General features: G+C 38.0%; 15 protein-coding genes and 1 tRNA gene. 3 read left to right on the forward strand and 13 right to left on the reverse strand.

The window, feature by feature from the left end:
• Positions 1-407: 407 nt before the first annotated feature.
• The 6 genes from yhaM to BCAMP_RS08120 all read right to left on the reverse strand — a co-directional run bounded on the left by yhaM (position 408) and on the right by BCAMP_RS08120 (position 8,037).
• Positions 408-1,358: a 3'-5' exoribonuclease YhaM gene (gene yhaM / locus BCAMP_RS08095; protein WP_035314938.1), complete on the reverse strand. Its 951-nt coding sequence runs from the start codon at positions 1,356-1,358 to the stop codon at positions 408-410.
• Positions 1,359-1,429: 71 nt separating this feature from the next.
• Entirely contained in the window at positions 1,430-3,355 is a 1,926-nt protein-coding gene (locus tag BCAMP_RS08100; RefSeq protein ID WP_035314939.1) for an ATP-binding protein, read from the reverse strand.
• A 308-nt stretch (positions 3,356-3,663) separates the two neighbouring features.
• Complete coding sequence (locus BCAMP_RS08105; protein WP_035314940.1) at positions 3,664-4,176, reverse strand: AAA family ATPase; 513 nt, start codon at positions 4,174-4,176, stop codon at positions 3,664-3,666.
• Entirely contained in the window at positions 4,173-5,414 is a 1,242-nt protein-coding gene (locus BCAMP_RS08110) for a metallophosphoesterase family protein (RefSeq protein ID WP_035314941.1), read from the reverse strand. The genes BCAMP_RS08105 and BCAMP_RS08110 overlap by 4 nt, the downstream gene beginning before the upstream one ends.
• 133 nt (positions 5,415-5,547) lie before the next feature.
• The gene (locus tag BCAMP_RS08115) at positions 5,548-5,904 is read right to left on the reverse strand and encodes a YlbF family regulator (RefSeq protein WP_035314942.1); all 357 of its coding nucleotides are present in this window, start codon (positions 5,902-5,904) and stop codon (positions 5,548-5,550) included.
• A 72-nt stretch (positions 5,905-5,976) separates the two neighbouring features.
• Positions 5,977-8,037, reverse strand: a complete 2,061-nt coding sequence (locus BCAMP_RS08120; protein ID WP_051456978.1) for a transglycosylase domain-containing protein — start codon at positions 8,035-8,037, stop codon at positions 5,977-5,979.
• A 471-nt stretch (positions 8,038-8,508) separates the two neighbouring features.
• Between BCAMP_RS08120 and BCAMP_RS08125 the strand changes: the two genes are divergently transcribed.
• On the forward strand, positions 8,509-9,813 hold the full coding sequence (locus BCAMP_RS08125; protein ID WP_035314943.1) for a hemolysin family protein: 1,305 nt from the start codon (positions 8,509-8,511) through the stop codon (positions 9,811-9,813).
• 381 nt (positions 9,814-10,194) lie between these two features.
• Here BCAMP_RS08125 and BCAMP_RS08130 read toward each other — a convergent pair whose 3' ends face one another.
• Entirely contained in the window at positions 10,195-11,025 is an 831-nt protein-coding gene (locus BCAMP_RS08130; protein ID WP_035314944.1) for an aldo/keto reductase, read from the reverse strand.
• A 323-nt stretch (positions 11,026-11,348) separates the two neighbouring features.
• Between BCAMP_RS08130 and BCAMP_RS08135 the strand changes: the two genes are divergently transcribed.
• Positions 11,349-11,969 (forward strand): DUF47 domain-containing protein, encoded by a 621-nt coding sequence (locus BCAMP_RS08135; protein WP_035314945.1) that lies wholly within the window; start codon positions 11,349-11,351, stop codon positions 11,967-11,969.
• Positions 11,970-11,990: 21 nt separating this feature from the next.
• Positions 11,991-13,004, forward strand: a complete 1,014-nt coding sequence (locus BCAMP_RS08140; RefSeq protein WP_035314946.1) for an inorganic phosphate transporter — start codon at positions 11,991-11,993, stop codon at positions 13,002-13,004.
• A 47-nt stretch (positions 13,005-13,051) separates the two neighbouring features.
• On the opposite strand, the gene BCAMP_RS08145 is transcribed toward BCAMP_RS08140, so the two are convergent.
• The 6 genes from BCAMP_RS08145 to BCAMP_RS08170 form a co-directional block, all read right to left on the reverse strand.
• On the reverse strand, positions 13,052-13,516 hold the full coding sequence (locus BCAMP_RS08145; RefSeq protein WP_035314947.1) for a hypothetical protein: 465 nt from the start codon (positions 13,514-13,516) through the stop codon (positions 13,052-13,054).
• A 259-nt stretch (positions 13,517-13,775) separates the two neighbouring features.
• Positions 13,776-14,288: a tRNA (uridine(34)/cytosine(34)/5-carboxymethylaminomethyluridine(34)-2'-O)-methyltransferase TrmL gene (gene trmL, locus BCAMP_RS08150; protein WP_035314948.1), complete on the reverse strand. Its 513-nt coding sequence runs from the start codon at positions 14,286-14,288 to the stop codon at positions 13,776-13,778.
• An 8-nt stretch (positions 14,289-14,296) separates the two neighbouring features.
• Positions 14,297-15,436 carry a tRNA epoxyqueuosine(34) reductase QueG gene (queG, locus tag BCAMP_RS08155; protein ID WP_035314949.1) on the reverse strand — a complete coding sequence of 380 codons (1,140 nt, stop codon included), beginning with the start codon at positions 15,434-15,436 and terminating at the stop codon, positions 14,297-14,299.
• Positions 15,437-15,517: 81 nt separating this feature from the next.
• Positions 15,518-15,588: transfer RNA gene (locus BCAMP_RS08160), tRNA-Gly, on the reverse strand.
• A 129-nt stretch (positions 15,589-15,717) separates the two neighbouring features.
• Positions 15,718-17,073, reverse strand: coding sequence for an Nramp family divalent metal transporter (locus BCAMP_RS08165; protein WP_035314950.1), 1,356 nt, complete (start codon positions 17,071-17,073; stop codon positions 15,718-15,720).
• A gap of 141 nt (positions 17,074-17,214) precedes the next feature.
• Positions 17,215-17,592, reverse strand: a complete 378-nt coding sequence (locus BCAMP_RS08170) for a helix-turn-helix domain-containing protein (protein ID WP_035314951.1) — start codon at positions 17,590-17,592, stop codon at positions 17,215-17,217.
• Positions 17,593-17,664: the final 72 nt, after the last annotated feature.

Consider the following 17,664-nt stretch of genomic DNA (forward strand, 5'->3'; position numbering starts at 1 on the left):
GTCATTTTTCTGAATGTAAGTTTGTTGATCCGTACTTAAAATGATCGGTCGTCTGCCACAATATGTTTTATTTTCTTTGTGTTTTTTGATAAAAAGCACTGGCCGAGGAACTTTTCTTTAAAAAATTGTAGACATTATCAATCGTTTGTCTTGAACATCCTAGTATCTTCAATCCGGTTAAAACAGATTGTTTCGTTTGGAAATAGGCTTCTATCATTACAAGTACATTTGGTGTAGAGATGTTTATAGGTCATTTGTCTACACTCAAAATAATTCTTTGGTCGGAACTATTTTGAGTGTCGCACAAAATGGCTTTTTTATTTGTCTCGCTTAATTTTACTATCGGCGGCATATAATAAAAAGAGTGGCAATGATTACAAATCACTGACACTCTTTATTTAAGTCTATTACTCTTCTTTATTGTACTTCGGATTATAAAACGAGCGGTTATCTAAACCAAAAATCCGTTCACTATATGTTCCTGGATCGGTATGAGCAAGCGCCTTCGTTAACATATTTAATGAGGCATCCATTTGATCAATCAGATGAATCAACTCAGCCTCCATCACTAGTGGCGGTTTAGGACTGCCCCATTCGCCTTTACCATGATGAGATAAAATAATATGTTGTAAGACGACGATTTCTTCGCTGTCAATTTGCAATTCAGCTGCTGCTTTAGCAATTTCATTCGACACGATTGAAATATGACCTAACAGATTACCAGTGATCGTATACGTCGTTGCCACTGGGCCACTTAATTCAATCACCTTCCCTAAATCATGTAAGATGATACCCGCATAGAGTAAATCGGCATCCAATTCAGTGTACTGTTGTTGGAGCTGATCAGCAATGCGCAACATCGATAACGAATGGAATGACAAACCAGAGACAAATTCATGATGGTGACGCATCGCAGCTGGATAACTAAAGTATTCTGCCTCATACTTTTTCACAAGATAATGCGTGACACGTTGTAAGTTCGCATTTTTAATCGCAAATAAGTAATGCATCAGTTCTTGTTGAATTTCATCTCGTTTTATTGGAGCTGTTTTTAAAAATTGATCGGCCGATACACTGTCTAACGCGCTCGTTTCACGTAAACCTTTAATTTTCATTTGCTTTTGTCCACGATAATTTTGCACCTCACCAACCACACTTACAATACTTTCAGGTATGTAACGTTTCAAATCTTCATCAGAAACATCCCATAATTTCCCTTCAATCTCACCTGATTTATCTTGGAACACAATCGATAAAAAAGGTTTTCCATTTGTAGCAATTCCTTTTTGAGCACTTTTAATAAAAGCATAGGCCTCAACAGCCTCACCAACATTGTACTCTAACAACTTCTTTTGCATCAAAATCTCCTCTTTCGTAATCATAATCGTTACCCTTATTATAACATAATGCTCGTCACTATAAAAAAACGTTAGTATTCAGACTCCGTGTCATTTTGGCGGTAGGTCGTTAAATCCAAACATTGTTCAGCCGGCAAGTAATCTTTCATATAGGCATGACAGGTAAAATAGATGATTTGTTGTTTATCTTTAATACGGTCTAATAATTTCATAATTAAGTCTGTTCGACGTTTATCGAAGTTAACAAAACTATCATCAATTATAATCGGTAAGGATATTGCCGATTCCAACACCTCAATAAAGGCAAATCGAATCGATAAATACAACTGTTCCTTTGTTCCTTGACTCAATTCTTCACCCTTAAATTGAAAATTATCTTGTCGTTGCACGAGCAGTTCATCCGCGAAAAAGTCGATGCGATAGTAACGTCCCTCCGTTAAATAACTTAAGAATTCACTCGCCTTTTTCAGTACCCGTGGAAGTCGTTCAGCTTGCAGTCGTTCGACCATCTCGTTGACAATTGTTTGTGCAGTTTTATAGCGCATCCACTCCTGACTGAGATTAGCTACTTCAGCCTTTAGTAAAAAATATTCGTGTGCTATATCCGCGAAAACTTCACCTTTTGTTAACAATTGAATTTGATGGTTCAATTCAAGTAAGTTTTTTTGTGCTATTTGGCGCTCTTTCTGGATCGTTAGACGCTGTTCTTTTAGATTGGCTAATGCTTTTAAAATAGCTGTTTTCGAAGCGAATTGTCGTAATGCTTTGCGCTCATTATTGCTGACTTGCATCTGTAGCACCATCAAACGTGTCTTAATTGTCTCTGCTTGTCTTTTTTGTTCTGCCTTCTGATAAAAGGCTGCTATATCAGGCACATTGACTTCAGCCAACAAAGCTGCTTGTTTTTCCTCATTACGAACAAGTGTTGCCTCAACGCGCGTCTTATTGTTGAGTAGCTGCTCTTTTTCTTGTCGTGCATTAATCGCAGCTTCGGTCTGATGATGATAGGCCTTTTGCTCAGTCAACAAGCGGTCTAGTGTGGCTGGAACATTAGCCCAATCTAGCTCATCCTTCACAGCCGCTGTCACCTGTTGTAACCCATTTAGCCACTGATTTTGTGCCATTATCAGCTCAGTCATTTGCTTTTGTTCTGCTTGTTTTTGGTGCCAGTGTCGTTGTTCGTTAAGTCGCTTGTTGAAGGCGATTAAAAAGACGTCTGTTTCCGTCGGCGAAAGAGACAGTTTTGCTTGTTGGGCATAACAGGCTAAACTTTGCCAAATAACTTCACTTTGCTCCAGTAATCCTTCATTTGTTCGATCATGTTCTGACTTTACAAATTGCAGTTCATCTAATACGGCACACTGCTGTTGCCAAATTTTTTCCCACTCGGTATGAGTTGAACTCGATTCCACGAGTTTTCCTGGTTTCGTACGATAACTACTATAGCTTTTAAACAGTAGAATAAGCGCGCCCAAAGCCATCAAATAGAACAGCGGATGAATAACTGTAGCGAGCAGAACACTAACAATGATCGCTCCAACACTGACATAAACACCTCTACCAATCAACGGTGCTTTTGTTACGTCAGTTTGATCACTCTCATCTTGTAGCTTTTCTTCAATTTCATCACAATTTAATTGTTGCCGTTCAATTTTAGCGAGCAGCGATTGACTTTCTTGCTGCTTTTGTTGTAGCTGCCATTGTAAGCGTTCATATTTTTGTACCAATTGTGTCACCTCTGCTAGATTAGCTTCGGTCAGATCAGTTATTATTTGACGCGATAACTGTTCGTTTATAGCCTCTGTTCCTAATGCTGTTAAGCGACGTTCACGCTCTTGAAAAAGTGACCAATCTGCTAAATAAGGTTCAATTTCATCCCATTCTAGTCCTTCAAACTGGTTGCTTTCAACCATTTGACGCAACACATGATTTAAAGATAATTCCAGTTTATAAGCCTCATTTTCCAGCTGTTCTCGTTCTGTCACCAACGCCTTCATCTGTTCAAATCCATCTGCTGGAAAACGAGTAACCGCAAGTTTTTTTTAACGTTTGTTGGCCTTTTTCCGCTTCTTCAAATACTGACCATTTGCTTAAGTAGTCAGTGTATTGTTCCTGTTGTATGCTTAAGTCAGCCTCTTTTTTCTGGGATTGCTCTAGCTGTCGTTCAAGCAAACCCGCTTGCTCTGTAAGCTGTGAAAAAGCACCATTATTTGCCTTTGCTTGCTTGTACTTCAGTTCTAAATCTTTTAAAAGATTTAGTTTCTTATTTAAGCTTGGCTTGCGTCCATTTGGTTTGAAAATATCTTCACGTTTTTTTTTGCAATTGAGTATCGACTCTTAACAATACATCTGAACCAACTGTCCCTGCTGCCAATAAATAACGATTGAAATCAGATTCTTTTAAGGCTTGCACATTTTGTAAACCATGGATATCAAAACTATAGATGGCCTTAAACATCTGCTTCGTCATTCCTTGCAATAATTTCACAAGATCGGCTTCATCGCCCCGTGAACCATCAGCAAAATAAAGGGTGACATCACCAGTCGCCTTGCCTTTCTTCCGTTCAATCATGACGATTTCATTGGTATCGGTTGCAACCGTTATCCGACCGCCAAATCCATCGTAATCCTTCGGTTCTAATCGTCTTTCACTGCTTTTATTTGTTGGAAACCCAAATAAAATAGCTTCAATAAAGGCCATCATTGTTGATTTCCCTGCTTCATTTGGTCCATAAATCAATTGTGTTTTTCCAAAAGTTGGAAACGTTATTTGACGCCATTTACCGTAGCCATACACATCAAGCTGTTTAATAATCATTTTGTTTCACCTTCCTCCGCAATCAACTGCCCAATCAGCAAGGTTGCCTCTGTTATTAACTGCTCGCGTTCGCTATCAGTAGGCACTTCGATGTAGCGTCGAGCAAGACGTTGCATTATCATCTCTTGAATACTATCATTAAATGCTTGTGCTTCTTTCAATTGATTAATAGCACCCAACCAATGCGTTTGATAGGCGCTATCTTCTTGCCACCAACTGGCTGAAACATCAGTGTTTAATCGTTGTTCAATCTGATAAACCCAGACAAAATCATCACGCTCTTGTTCAAGATCTTGCAACCGTTCCAATACTTCATTGTTATTAATTTTTTGTTGCACTATCTTTCCTAATTTCCGATTTGAACGAATGACGATTCTTAAAAAGGCCTGCCCCTTTTGAAGCTGACGTACAGCATCAACTTGCTCAGTTAATTTTTGCAACAAATGATCTAGACTCATATCTGCCTCGATTTCCAAAAAACATTCGTGCCATACAATTGCAGCTGCTTCTTTAAATAACAGTTTCGTTTTCAGTTCATTTAGAGTGACCAAATAGCCACCTTTTTGCCCCGTTTCTTTACGATGACGACCTTGAATATTGCCCGGGTAAACAATCATTGGCTCTTTATGTAATACTGCTCGTTTATGAATATGACCTAATGCCCAATAATCAAACTGCTTTGCTAATAACTCATCTATTGAAAATGGTGCATAGTTCCCACCTTCAGTTAGCTCTTCGCCATGGTATATCCCAATATTATAAGATGCTGTTTTATCCTTAACATAGGTATCGACACGTCGGTCTTTAATGTGGCGTCGGTCATAACTAAAACCATGCAGTGCGACTGATCTGCCATCACCTAACTCGTGAATCACAGTTGTTGTTTCGCTCGGAAACAACGTTACATTACTCGGAAGACTTAACGCCACCTCATGATTGCCACGGTAATCATGATTTCCGGTTACAGCATACACTGCAATATCAGCCTGTTCTAGCCTCTGCATCTCTGCTATAAAACGCGCCTGAGCACGAATACTTTGTGTTTGTTCATCATAAATATCACCGGCAATAATTACAAACTCTACATCTTCATTGATTGCGATTGTAACGAGTTCGGTTAATGCCTTAAATGTGCTCTCTTTCATTGTTTGAAAAATGAGCGGTGGTAACTGCTTCAAGCCGACAAACGGACTATCTAAATGCAAGTCAGCAATGTGCATAAATCGTAGGTCTTTCATCACCCATCCCCCTCGATACGAATATATGTTCTAGTATAACACGAAAAACCTTACCCCTTAAAGAGAATACTATCCCACACAAAAAAGCAGTCACCGAGGGGTGACTGCTTTGCTTGTAATTCACTCTTTAACTTTACGCTTTTGGTTCTTCTTGATATAAGTCACGTAACGGACGTGTAATAATTTCATTCAAGTCATTAATTACAACCGACATGCGTTGTTCTGATTCGATTAAGGCTGAAATATGTTCATTTTCTTGTACTTCTTGCGCTAATTTTTGCGCAGTCTCAACTTCAGTCTCAGTAATTTCTTGGCCTTGTACTTGTTTTTGTTGTAATTCTAATTGCATCACACGGAATCGATCAAATAATGCTTGCGATGCTGGTGTATCCTTGACAACTTGGTAAGCATTTTTCAGTTCAGTGTATTGCTCCGATTGACGTAAGTTACTTTCTAAATTGTTTGCGATATCATAAAGATTTTCAGACATTATGCATTCCTCCTAGTCGATTTCATAATTACTATACCATGTTTTCAATTTCGATAACACAAAAAACTTCTACTAGTTACCAAAAAAATAATTGAAGAAATCCTTCGTTTTTTGAGCACCTTTTTTTATTCCTGATCCGACTGAGTCAGCTGTGTCTTTCACACTATCAAAGATACCTTTTTCTTCTGTTTCCTTGGTCGTTTGGCGTTCTTGTTCTGCTGTCGCAGCACTTTCAATATCAAAGCTCTCGTTTTTCATTTGTGGTAATGATTGACTTAAGATTTTACCCGCAACACTAACAACACCTGATGAACTGTCAGTTTGCAAATAATGTTCTTCATCTGTATTATCAAAGCCCATCCACATCGATAGTACAACGTTAGGAGTATAGCCAACAAACCATTGATCTTTGGTTCCATCCGTTGTCCAATCCACCTGAGTTGAGCCTGTTTTCGCTGCTATATCATAACCTGGAACGCCTGCACCTTGACCTGTTCCGCTTTTCACAACATCTAACAACATCGAAGTCATATCTTTCGAAACCGTTTCAGAAATGATTTTTTTACTCGTTGTTTCTTCATTATCGACAATGATTCGGCCACTCGCATCAACAATCTTTCTAATTAGATGCCCTTTTTCTGGTAATTTACCTTCGTTTGAAAAAGTAGCGTAGGCCCGCGCCATCGTCATTGGTGAATAGCCTGTTTTTGTACCACCTAAAGCTAAAGACAAGTTTTCATCTGCTTTTGCGACTGAAAGACCAAATCGTTCGACTGATTTAACACCAGTGTTCAGACCGATTTTTTTGAGTAACCATACAGCCGGTAGATTAATCGAATTTTGCACTGCTTCATACATCGGCATTTTCCCTTGATAAACTCCGCCAATATTCGTTGGTTTATAACCGTTGAAGTCAGTGAACTTATCTTGGAGTTGGTCAGTTGTTTCAAATCCTTCCTCGAGTGCTGGCACATAAACAGCTAACGGTTTCATTGTTGACCCCACTTGCGTACGCAATTGTGTTGCTCGATTAAAGCCTCTAAAGACATGTTCGCCACGACCACCGACTAGTGCATATATTCCTCCTGATTTTGGTTCCATCATCACACCACCGCTTTGAACCATCTCGCCGTTCATATCGCTCGGAAAGTTATAATCATTGTTGTAGACTGTTTCCATCGCTGTTTGGAGGTTTTGATCCATCATCGTATAAATTTTGTAACCTTTTGTAAGTAAATCATCTTGTGACAAACCATAATTATTGATAGCTTCATTCAAGACAGCGTCGGTATAAAACGGATATTTAGTCTGTGCTGTAGTCGTTTCTTTCGTATTCAAAACAATGGCTTGTTTAATAACTGTATCATACTGTTCCTGCGTGATTTTTTCGTTTTCTAATTCTGCTTTTAACACTTGATCTCGACGCGTTGTCGCTTTTTCAATGTACTTTGTTGGATCGTAAGAAGAGGGTAATTGAACCAACCCTGCTAGCAGTGCACCTTCTTCAATTGAAACATCCTTAGCCGCTTTATTGAAATATTTTTGCGACGCATTCTCGATGCCCCATTCACCATTACCAAAATAGACCGTATTCAAATACATTTCTAAAATTTCATCTTTTGTGTATTTATTTTCAATTTCAGCTGCTAAAAATAATTCTTCAACTTTTCGCTTTAATGTTTGTTTATCGGTTAGTAGTGCATTTTTCGCAAGTTGTTGTGTGATAGTCGATCCTCCACCTGTAATATGACCCGTTGTTAGTAAACCGACAACACCTCGAGCCATCCCACGAATATCAAAGCCATTATGAGTATAAAAGCGTCTATCTTCTATAGATATAAGGCCGTTTTTAATATTAGGAGATATTTTATCAATTTTGACAAAAGTTGCATTGCGTGATGACACCTCTGTCGCCTTATCGCTATCTTTATCGTAAAGACCTGTCGTTGTTTCAAGCGCAGCTTTTAGCCCATTAACATTTGCTTGTTTAGCCATAAATGTGAAGTATAAAATTGTCAAAAAGACAACCGTTAGAATAGTAATAATAACGATTTTAGTCACGTAATATTTTTGCCAGAACAGTACCCACTTACGAGTAATATTATTCATATTTAAAAAAATTAATTTGTTCATTTTTCATAATTTGTCATCCATTCTTTTTAAGCCATCCTTCATTCGTTTTGGTATTAATTCATCTTATCATAAAAACATAGGATAATCGAAGATGACGATGTGAGCTCTTTGCTTCTATCAAACAATTTCATTATATTGAGAAACTCGTCGTTGTTTTTTTCTAATAGCCATTCTCAAATCGCTATTCCTAATAGTTGCCTTGCTATATCAACTACTATATAATTAAATAATAGCTACACTAATTTTCAAACTTACACGAGGGGGGATTATTCCGATGGGGCAGAAAAACTAATTATTAGGCTCATTAATGCCTATTACTACTTTATTAAAGATGTTATTGTCTATACGCTAGTTAACTATCGGACTATTGCCATTCGTTAACTCATATATACAATTCATCTTGAATCATTATTTTAAAAAACTACTAGGAGGTGTTTGGATCCTATTCAGTTCGAATAGCGATCCACTTATTTGATATTTAATTTATTGGCTATTGTGATTTTAATACTAGCATCAGCATTTTTCGTTGCAACAGAGTTCGCGGTTGTAAAAATGCGAGGCAGTCGTTTAGAACAACTGGTTGAAGAAGGTCATCCCAATGCCGAGATGGCAAAAAAAATTCATAACAATCTTGATGCCTATTTATCGGCATGTCAACTCGGTATTACGCTAACATCTTTAGGTCTTGGTTGGCTCGGCGAACCGACGATTGCACATTTACTTGAACCTGTTTTCAACTATTTTAATCTCCCTGCAGCCGCTGTTAGTTTAATTTCGTTTATTATCGCCTTTTCAATCATCACTTATTTACATGTTGTTGTTGGTGAGCTCGTTCCAAAAACAATGGCAATTACAAAAACAGAGCAAGTAACATTGGCTGTTGCGAAACCGTTAAATGTCTTTTATCGTGTAATGTATCCGTTTATCTGGTTTTTAAACCACTCTGCTCGTGCCATAAGCCGCTTGTTTGGCTTAGATATGAATGGGGAACATGATGTTGCCCACACTGAGGAAGAACTACGGTTTATCGCAACCGAAAGTTTTAAGAGTGGGGAAATTAATCAATCCGAATACGGGTATTTGAATAAGATTTTCGAATTTGATGAACGTCTAGCGAAAGAAGTGATGGTTCCTCGAACAGAAATCGTTACCTTGTCTATTACAGATACAATAGAAGAAGCAGCGAGTACTACCTTATCTGAACGCTATACTCGTTACCCGGTTATCGATGGCGATAAAGACAATATCGTCGGCGTCCTTAATTTAAAAGACTTATTGAGTATTTATGTAACAGGTGAGTTACAACCGAGTGATACAATTGCTTCTCTTGTAAAACCGATTATTCGTGTCATTGAAACAATTCCGATTAATGACTTACTGCTGAAAATGCAAAAAGAACGTAACCATATTGCGATTTTACTCGATGAATATGGTGGTACCGAAGGACTTGTTACTGCTGAAGATATTCTCGAAGAAATTGTCGGAGATATTCGCGATGAATTTGATAATGATGAAATCGCTGAAATTACGAAGATTGCTGATAACCATTATGTTGTTGAAGGTAAAGTTCTCATTGATGAAATCAATAATCTTTTACACGTCGACCTCGAAGATGAGGATGTTGATACAATTGGCGGTTGGTTCTTAACGCAAAAATTCGATGCAAAACAAGGCGACTCTCTTACTTGTGATAACTATCTCTTCACACTAAAAGAGATAGAAGATCATCATATTTCCTTCATTGAAATAACGAAGAGTGTAGCAGAAGAAGCCTAAAAAAGCTTAATATCTAATAAAATGAACCCTCTAAGATCGCCACTTAAAAAGCGCATCTTAGAGGGTTTTTGTGTTTATAATAAAAAAAGAAATTGGAACAGATTAAACTGCCTAAAAAGCTTTCATGAAAAATTTAAAATACAATCATAATGTACAAGACTCGTTTCTTAGTTTCTTTAAGGATGAGGTTAAAATTAACAGATGCACACAATAGCAGAAGTGAAATGAGAAATTAAGCGTTATCTGACATTTACTATCGTGGTCAATACAATTTAAAGAAGCTACCGTCTGTAAAATACAGACAGGTGCTGAAAAAATTGCCTATGTTTTTCAAAATGTGCTATACAAAAAGGGGGCCCTTTATAAAAAACGAGATTTTTTCTATGACTGCTCATATCGAATCATTGGGTCATGACTGACACGTTCGTTTTTATTCAACTCATTAATCAACCGCATTTCATGACTTGATAATTCAAAATCAGCTACACTTATGTTAGCTTGAATCCGTTGTTTCGTTTGTGATTTAGGAATAACAACTGACCCTCGTTGTAAATGCCAACGGATAATAATTTGAGCCGGCGATTTTTGATGATGTCGTGCCAATTTTTGCAGCACGTCATTTTGTAGCACATCACTTTTATTTTGACCTAATGGTCCCCATGCTTCATGTTGAATATGATGTGCTGCTAAATAAGCCATTAAGTTTGTTTGCGCAAAATAAGGATGTGTTTCAACCTGATTAACAGCCGGAATAATATCGTGCTCCTTAATCAAACGTTCGAGTAACGGTTGTTCATAGTTACAAACACCAATGGCACGAACCCGTTTTTCAGATAAGAGCCTTTCCATTGCCCGCCATGTGTCATTAAAATGTGCTTTCATCGGCCAATGTATCATGTATAAATCCAAATAATCAAGTTTTAATTCCGCTAAAGAGCGTTCATATGCCTGCAAGGTTTCATCATACCCCTGATCAGCATCCCATACTTTTGAGGTGATAAACAATTCATCACGGGCAATGCCAGAAGTTTGGATTGCTGCACCGACTAATCGCTCATTTTCATAACGTTTAGCAGTATCAATCGCACGATAACCACTCGCTAAGGCATCTTCAATGGGTTGTTGATTTTCCATCAAAAAGACACCAAACCCAATTTGGGGCATTTCGACACCGTTATTTAATACGATTCTTTTTGAATAGATTGTTTCCATATTGATTCCCTCCTTTTTTCACTAAAACATCCCTGCTAATTTCTAGTTTACCGCATTTGTTCGTGTATCTCTATTAATCCAATCAATTAGTCCTTGAAAAAGACCGTAAAAGTTAGATTTCAAGCTAATTCATATCATTATTTTTGTTATTATTCGTTACTCAAAAATACGACATTTTTCAAATGTAAAGATTTTGTTAAGAAAGCACTAATGTTTTTGTTTTTATGTTAGAATTAGATTGTACTTTGCTGAATTGGGTGTCATAATAAATTAATAAATTAGTAAATACAAATTACATATTCATATAATGGAGGAATAAAAAAATGGTTTTCAAGAATAAGAAAGATCGTTTTGCACATTTATTACATGAAATCTCATTAAATATCAATGAGGCCGGTAAATATTTCAGCGAGTGTCAAGTTGAATCACAAGATGATTTACGTAAACTTGCAGAAGTCATGAAAGAATATGAACTTAAAGGTGATACGCTTGTTCATAAAATCATCTTAGAGTTAAACAACGCCTTTATTACACCAATTGAGCGTGAAGACATGCTTGAGTTAACAAACCGCTTAGATGATATTTTAGATGGTTTCGAACAAGCTTCCTTCATCCTTGAAATGTACAATATTTCACCAAAAGATGAATACATTACGAAGTTTTTAGAAAACCTTTCAAAAGCAACAGCTGATATCTCTGTAGCAACTGGTTATATCTTTGATAAAAAGCTTAAAAACGTCCGTGAATTAGCGATTCAAATTAAGGATTACGAATCAATCTGTGATGATATTTACCGTGATTCAATCCGTCACTTAAATGATAACATTACTGATCCGATTCAATTTTTCAAATACCGTGAAGCTTACGAAGATTTAGAAGATATTGCAGATGATTGCCAATCAGTTGCTAATACGCTTGAAACCATCGTTATGAAGAACGCCTAATTAAGGAGAATTATATAATCTATGGATAATATACTAATCATTACAATTGCGATTGTAGCTGCAGCGCTTGTGTTTGACTTTATCAATGGTTTCCATGATACAGCGAACGCCATTGCTACGAGTGTTTCTACTAAAGCAATTAAACCAAAACACGCCATCATTATGGCAGCCATTATGAACTTTTTAGGCGCGATTTCATTTACAGGTGTAGCAAAGTCGTTAACAAAAGATATTGTTGATCCATTTGCCTTACCACATGGTGACATCGTTATTTTAGCAGCGCTTATCTCTGCTATCATTTGGAATTTATTGACTTGGTATTTTGGAATTCCAAGTAGTTCTTCACATGCATTAATCGGTTCGATCGCCGGAGCAGCCTTAACTGCTGCTTTTATAGCTGGTCAATCGTCACCGCTTAACTACGCTGGATTCACTAAAATTATCCAAGCTCTAATTTTAGCACCGTTCTTAGCCTTTGCTGCTGGTTATATCATCTATACAATTTTCAAGCTAACCTTGAAAAACTTTAATTTAGATGCGACTAACCGCCGTTTTCGTTACTTACAAGTACTAACGGCTGCGTTTCAATCCTACGCTCATGGTACCAATGATGCCCAAAAATCAATGGGTATCATTACATTAGCCTTAATTGCTAATGGGTACCAAACAGATGCTGATGGCGTCCATTTCTGGGTACAGGTAGCCTGCGCGACTGCAATGGCAGTTGGGACTTCAATTGGTGGTTGGAAAATCATTAAAACCGTCGGTAGTAAGATTATGAAAATCAAACCTGTTAACGGGGTAGCTGCTGACCTTGGTTCGATGTCTGTTATTTTCACTGCGACTGGCTTAGGATTGCCCGTAAGTACGACGCATGTTATTAGTTCATCTATTCTTGGTGTTGGTTCATCACACCGAATCCGTGGTGTTAAATGGGATACAGCCCAACGCATGGTTATCACTTGGGTCATTACCTTACCTATCTCAGCCGCAGTTGCTGGGCTCGTATATTATATTTTCACCTTGTTTATGTAATCCATTTGAAAGGAAGGAGCCATCTTAAGTGGCTCCTTTTTTCAGCTTTATCTGTAATCACCTAAGTCATCACATTCAAAACAATCGTTTTTTATTAAACATTCAGCTTGATATAACATTTCAATTCTCAGTAAATACGGATACAGCTTTTTAAGTAGCTCTAAAAAAGACTCCACAGTTATTTTTGTATCTGTAATATAATTGACAACAATCCACTCATCCTCTAACTTAATTCCTATATCTCTTTGCAAACCATCATTCCAATATTCGCTTATCGTGTCTGCTTTATTTACTCTAGATTTAGAGAGGTTTTCTTGGATGGCATATACTTTTACTTGACGATGATTTAGGATATGGATGTCTTTTTTATTAAACGTTTTTCGTAAATACTTTTCCATTTCTTTGAACGACCAGATTTCTGGCACGATAAACGCACGAATAAATAACTGATCCGCGTATTTAAATCGTAAATTGAATTGTTTTAACACTTTAACAGCCTGTATTTTTTTCATCTGTTCCCCCCTCTTTTAAAAACATCATAAACAATTTCTTCTGATTGTGCCGTTTAATAAATACTTCTTGACGATGAATTCCAGTCGTTTTTTTTGCAAATCCCCTTTTAAAATAACATAATGAGACATTAACTGTAAGTATTGTCCACTCTTAATCCATCTTTTGCGTAATTATAAATACACCATAATTTAACAACGCACTAATTATTTTAAAAAAAGTAGCAAACCTTTTTGGTTTGCTACTTTTTTTGGATTACTACTAATCCTTCTCGAATACAATATGATCATACGTTGGCGCCTCAACATTCATATGTTGAAAGTTTTGTTGACGCAACGCTTCGTATGTTAATATCGCTGCTGTATTACTCAAGTTCAACGAACGAATGTTATCTGACATCGGAATGCGGAGGCAATTTTCACGATGATCACGCAACACAGAATCCGGTAAACCAGTTGTTTCTTTACCGAAAACGAAGAAAATATCTGAGCTTGTATCGCTGTAATCAAAGTCGCTGTATGTATGCTCACCGAATTTTGTAATGAAATAAAATTTGCCGTCAGGGTATTTATCAAATAACTCCTCTAATGAATCATGCATTGATAAATTAACACTGTCCCAATAATCGAGTCCTGCTCGTTTTAAATACTTATCTTCAATTGAAAATCCGAGTGGGCGGATTAAATGTAAGGCTGTATTGGTGCCGGCACACGTGCGGGAAATATTTCCTGTATTAGCTGGTATTTCGGGTTGGAATAAGACAATATGATTCATGGTTATGTTCATCCTTCTTTCTGAGATAAGTTTAATAATGCCGCTGTAATTTCAGCGCGTGCTTCGTCATCTGTTTCTTCTTGTTGAGCGGTTTGAAGTGCCTCTAAGGCAATATGACCACCAATTTTAGCTAAGGCATAGGCAGCAGTGCCTCGAATGACTGGTCGAGGATCAGCCAGTAAGCAATTGACCAAATCAGGAATTGCCGTTTCGTCCTTATAGCGTCCTAAAATTAAAATCGCATTGCGTTGGAGTGGTTTTTTTCCTCGCCACGACCCCGCCATCGGTCCAAATGTTTCTTTAAACTCGCGATTAGAAATCGTCAGCAATGGTTTCAATAACGGTTTCACCTTCGCCTCATCAGGCTCCATCGCCGGATGAAGGTGAAAGTCTTTGCCACGATTATACGGACAAACGACCTGACAGGTATCACAGCCATAAAGACGATTATGCAGTTTATCACGGAATCGCTCCGGCATCATCCCCTTTGTTTGGGTTTGATAACTCAAGCATTCCTTGCCATTCATCTTGCCATCACCAAGCAAGGCACCTGTTGGGCATGCCTTAATGCACTGTGTGCATTCCCCACACTGGTCACCCATCGGTTCATCTGGTTCAAACGCAATATTGGTAATCATTTCACCGAGATAAACAAAGCTACCATACTCTGGTGTGATTAAAAGCGTGTTCTTGCCCCGCCAGCCAATCCCTGCCCGTTCGGCCACTGCCACATCGGATAACTCCCCGGTGTCGACCATCGACTTTGTACGCGCTTCTGGCACCTTTGTTTTAATAAACGCTTCTAATAAAGCCAGTTTTTCACGCAAGACGGTATGATAATCGACCCCCCATGAGGCACGCGCAAAGACACCACGCCACTCGCCACGCTTACTTCGTAACGTATTATCCATCTGATTGGGATAGGCTAAGGCAATCGCAATAATCGATTGCGGTTGCTCGAAAATGAGACTGGGGTTGACCCGTTCTGCAATGACCGGATGTTCAAAACCAGTTAATAAATCATGCTCTTGGGCAAAGCTTAAGCGCTTTTCTAACGTTTGAAAGTAGTCCGCCGTTGTAAAACCGATTTTTTGAATGCCAATTGTTTTTGCATAAGCCTTGATTTCGTCCTTTAACGTATCCACCATCTTTTCACCCCCAGTGCCCTTTATTATCAAAAAAAAGCACTCACCAGTTAATAATAACCCGGCAGTGCTTTATGTTCATTAAGCGGGTGATCGGGATCGAACCGACGACAACAGCTTGGAAGGCTGTAGTTTTACCACTAAACTACACCCGCTAATTACTCCTTATTTATTACTTCTTTAGTATACCAAAAAACGATTGAAAATCAAGTCTTTTAGGCTAAAACAGTATAAAAAAACGTCATCAGCTTTTCACAATAAAAAACTGACAACGTTGACTAGCCTTAAGTAAAGGTTCCGTAAATTAAATATATGTTCAAAATTGTTAAGAAAATCGCGATAATCCACGCGGTGTATTTCATCCATGTCGGATTAGCAAATTCCCCCATTAACTTTTTACTACTTGTGAAAATCGTTAATGGAATAATCGCAAATGGGAGGGCAATACTTAAGAACACCTGTGTGTAAATAAGTAATTCTTCCACCTTTGCATCTTGACCGTTGAAAACAATTACCATAATAATGACTGGAATAATCGCTAACAAACGAGTTACAACACGACGGAGCCACATTGGAATCTTCATTTTGATAAAGCCTTCCATAACAATCTGACCTGATAACGTACCAGTAATGGTTGAGTTTTGACCAGAGGCTAATAAGGCAACCGCAAACAAGGTACTTAACACCGGACTCGCGACTGCACCGACGATTTTATTATCACTTAAGGCATTGTATAATTCGACAAAACGGCCTAGTTCACTATCCAATCCATAAAACATTGCTGCTCCTAAGATGAGCAATAAGCAGTTAACAATCATCGCGACTGTTAATTGAATGTTTGAATCGATGGTTGCAAAGCGAATCGCTTCTTTTTTACCTTTTTTCGTCCGCTTAAACTGACGCGCTTGAATAATCGAACTATGTAAGTATAAGTTATGGGGCATGATGGTTGCACCAACAATACCTAATGCTAATAATAACATTCCTGGTTGTAACGCAATTTGTGGGTCAGGAATAAAGCCTTTTAGCATCGGTCCCCATTCTGGACTCGCTAAAATAACTTCGTATAAAAAGACAATGAAGATGGTTGCAATTAAGGTCGCTACAATCGCTTCAATTTTACGAAAACCAACTTTTGAAAGCAACAGCAATAGCATTACATCAAGGGCTGTAATCGCTACACCGACTATGAGAGGCATCCCAAACAATAAATGTAAGGCGATAGCACCACCGATAACCTCGGCAATATCTGTTGCCATGATTGCTAACTCGGTAATAATCCATAGAACAACACCGACGGGTTTACTGGTTGCCTTACGTGTGGCCTGTGCTAAGTCCATCCCTGTAACAATCCCTAACCGGGCGGCCATGCTTTGTAATAACATCGCTACAACACTAGCAATCAAAATAACTGACAGTAAAGCGTAGGCATATTGAGCACCACCTGCAATCGAGGTAATCCAATTCCCAGGATCCATATAACCAACGGCAATCAATACACCTGGTCCACTATAGGCTGCTAACTTTTTCCAGAAACCACCTTTTTCAGGCATCGCTACGGTGTTGTTAATCTCTTCTAAACTGGCACCATTCGCATGTTCCACGACTGAGTGATGCTCGTCTTTTACTTTATGTGTCATTCACAACATCTCCTTCGTTTATACACTGTTTTATTCGCTTTGTTTCTACACTGTATATTTTGCCCTAAGGAAACATTATTGTCAACGTCAAAATAAAAAACGATTACAGTTGTAACCGCTTCATTACCTATTCTAACAACCTTAAAAAAAAAAATTATTTTTTTTTTCTGAAATTTGCCACGTCTCCAATTGATTTGAAAGTTGCTTTAATAGTTGTAATTGCTCACGTGTTAAACGATAGGGTAGTTCTAAGTACCACGCCTCTAATTCTGGATTATCGAGCAGTGGGAATGTCGAATTAATTGTTTCATCACGTAAACCATTGACGTCATCAACAAAGTAGTTCACCGGTGTGCCGACCTCTTGGGCAATCGCCACTAAAATATTGAGTGGTGGTCGGTTACGGTTCATTTCATATTTACTAATCGCAGAGGGATTAACCTTAATGCGTTCAGCCAATTCTTTTTGTGTATAGCCTCGTTTTAAACGTTCTGCCTTAATCTTTTCACCAATGTTCATTGTAATCGGCCCCTTTATCGTGCTTCTACTTCTATTTTAGCATTTATCCGACCGTTTGCGTTGCCCTCAACC

The organism is Brochothrix campestris FSL F6-1037 (genome assembly GCF_000525915.1).
In the GTDB taxonomy this organism is placed as follows: Bacteria; Bacillota; Bacilli; order Lactobacillales; family Listeriaceae; genus Brochothrix; species Brochothrix campestris.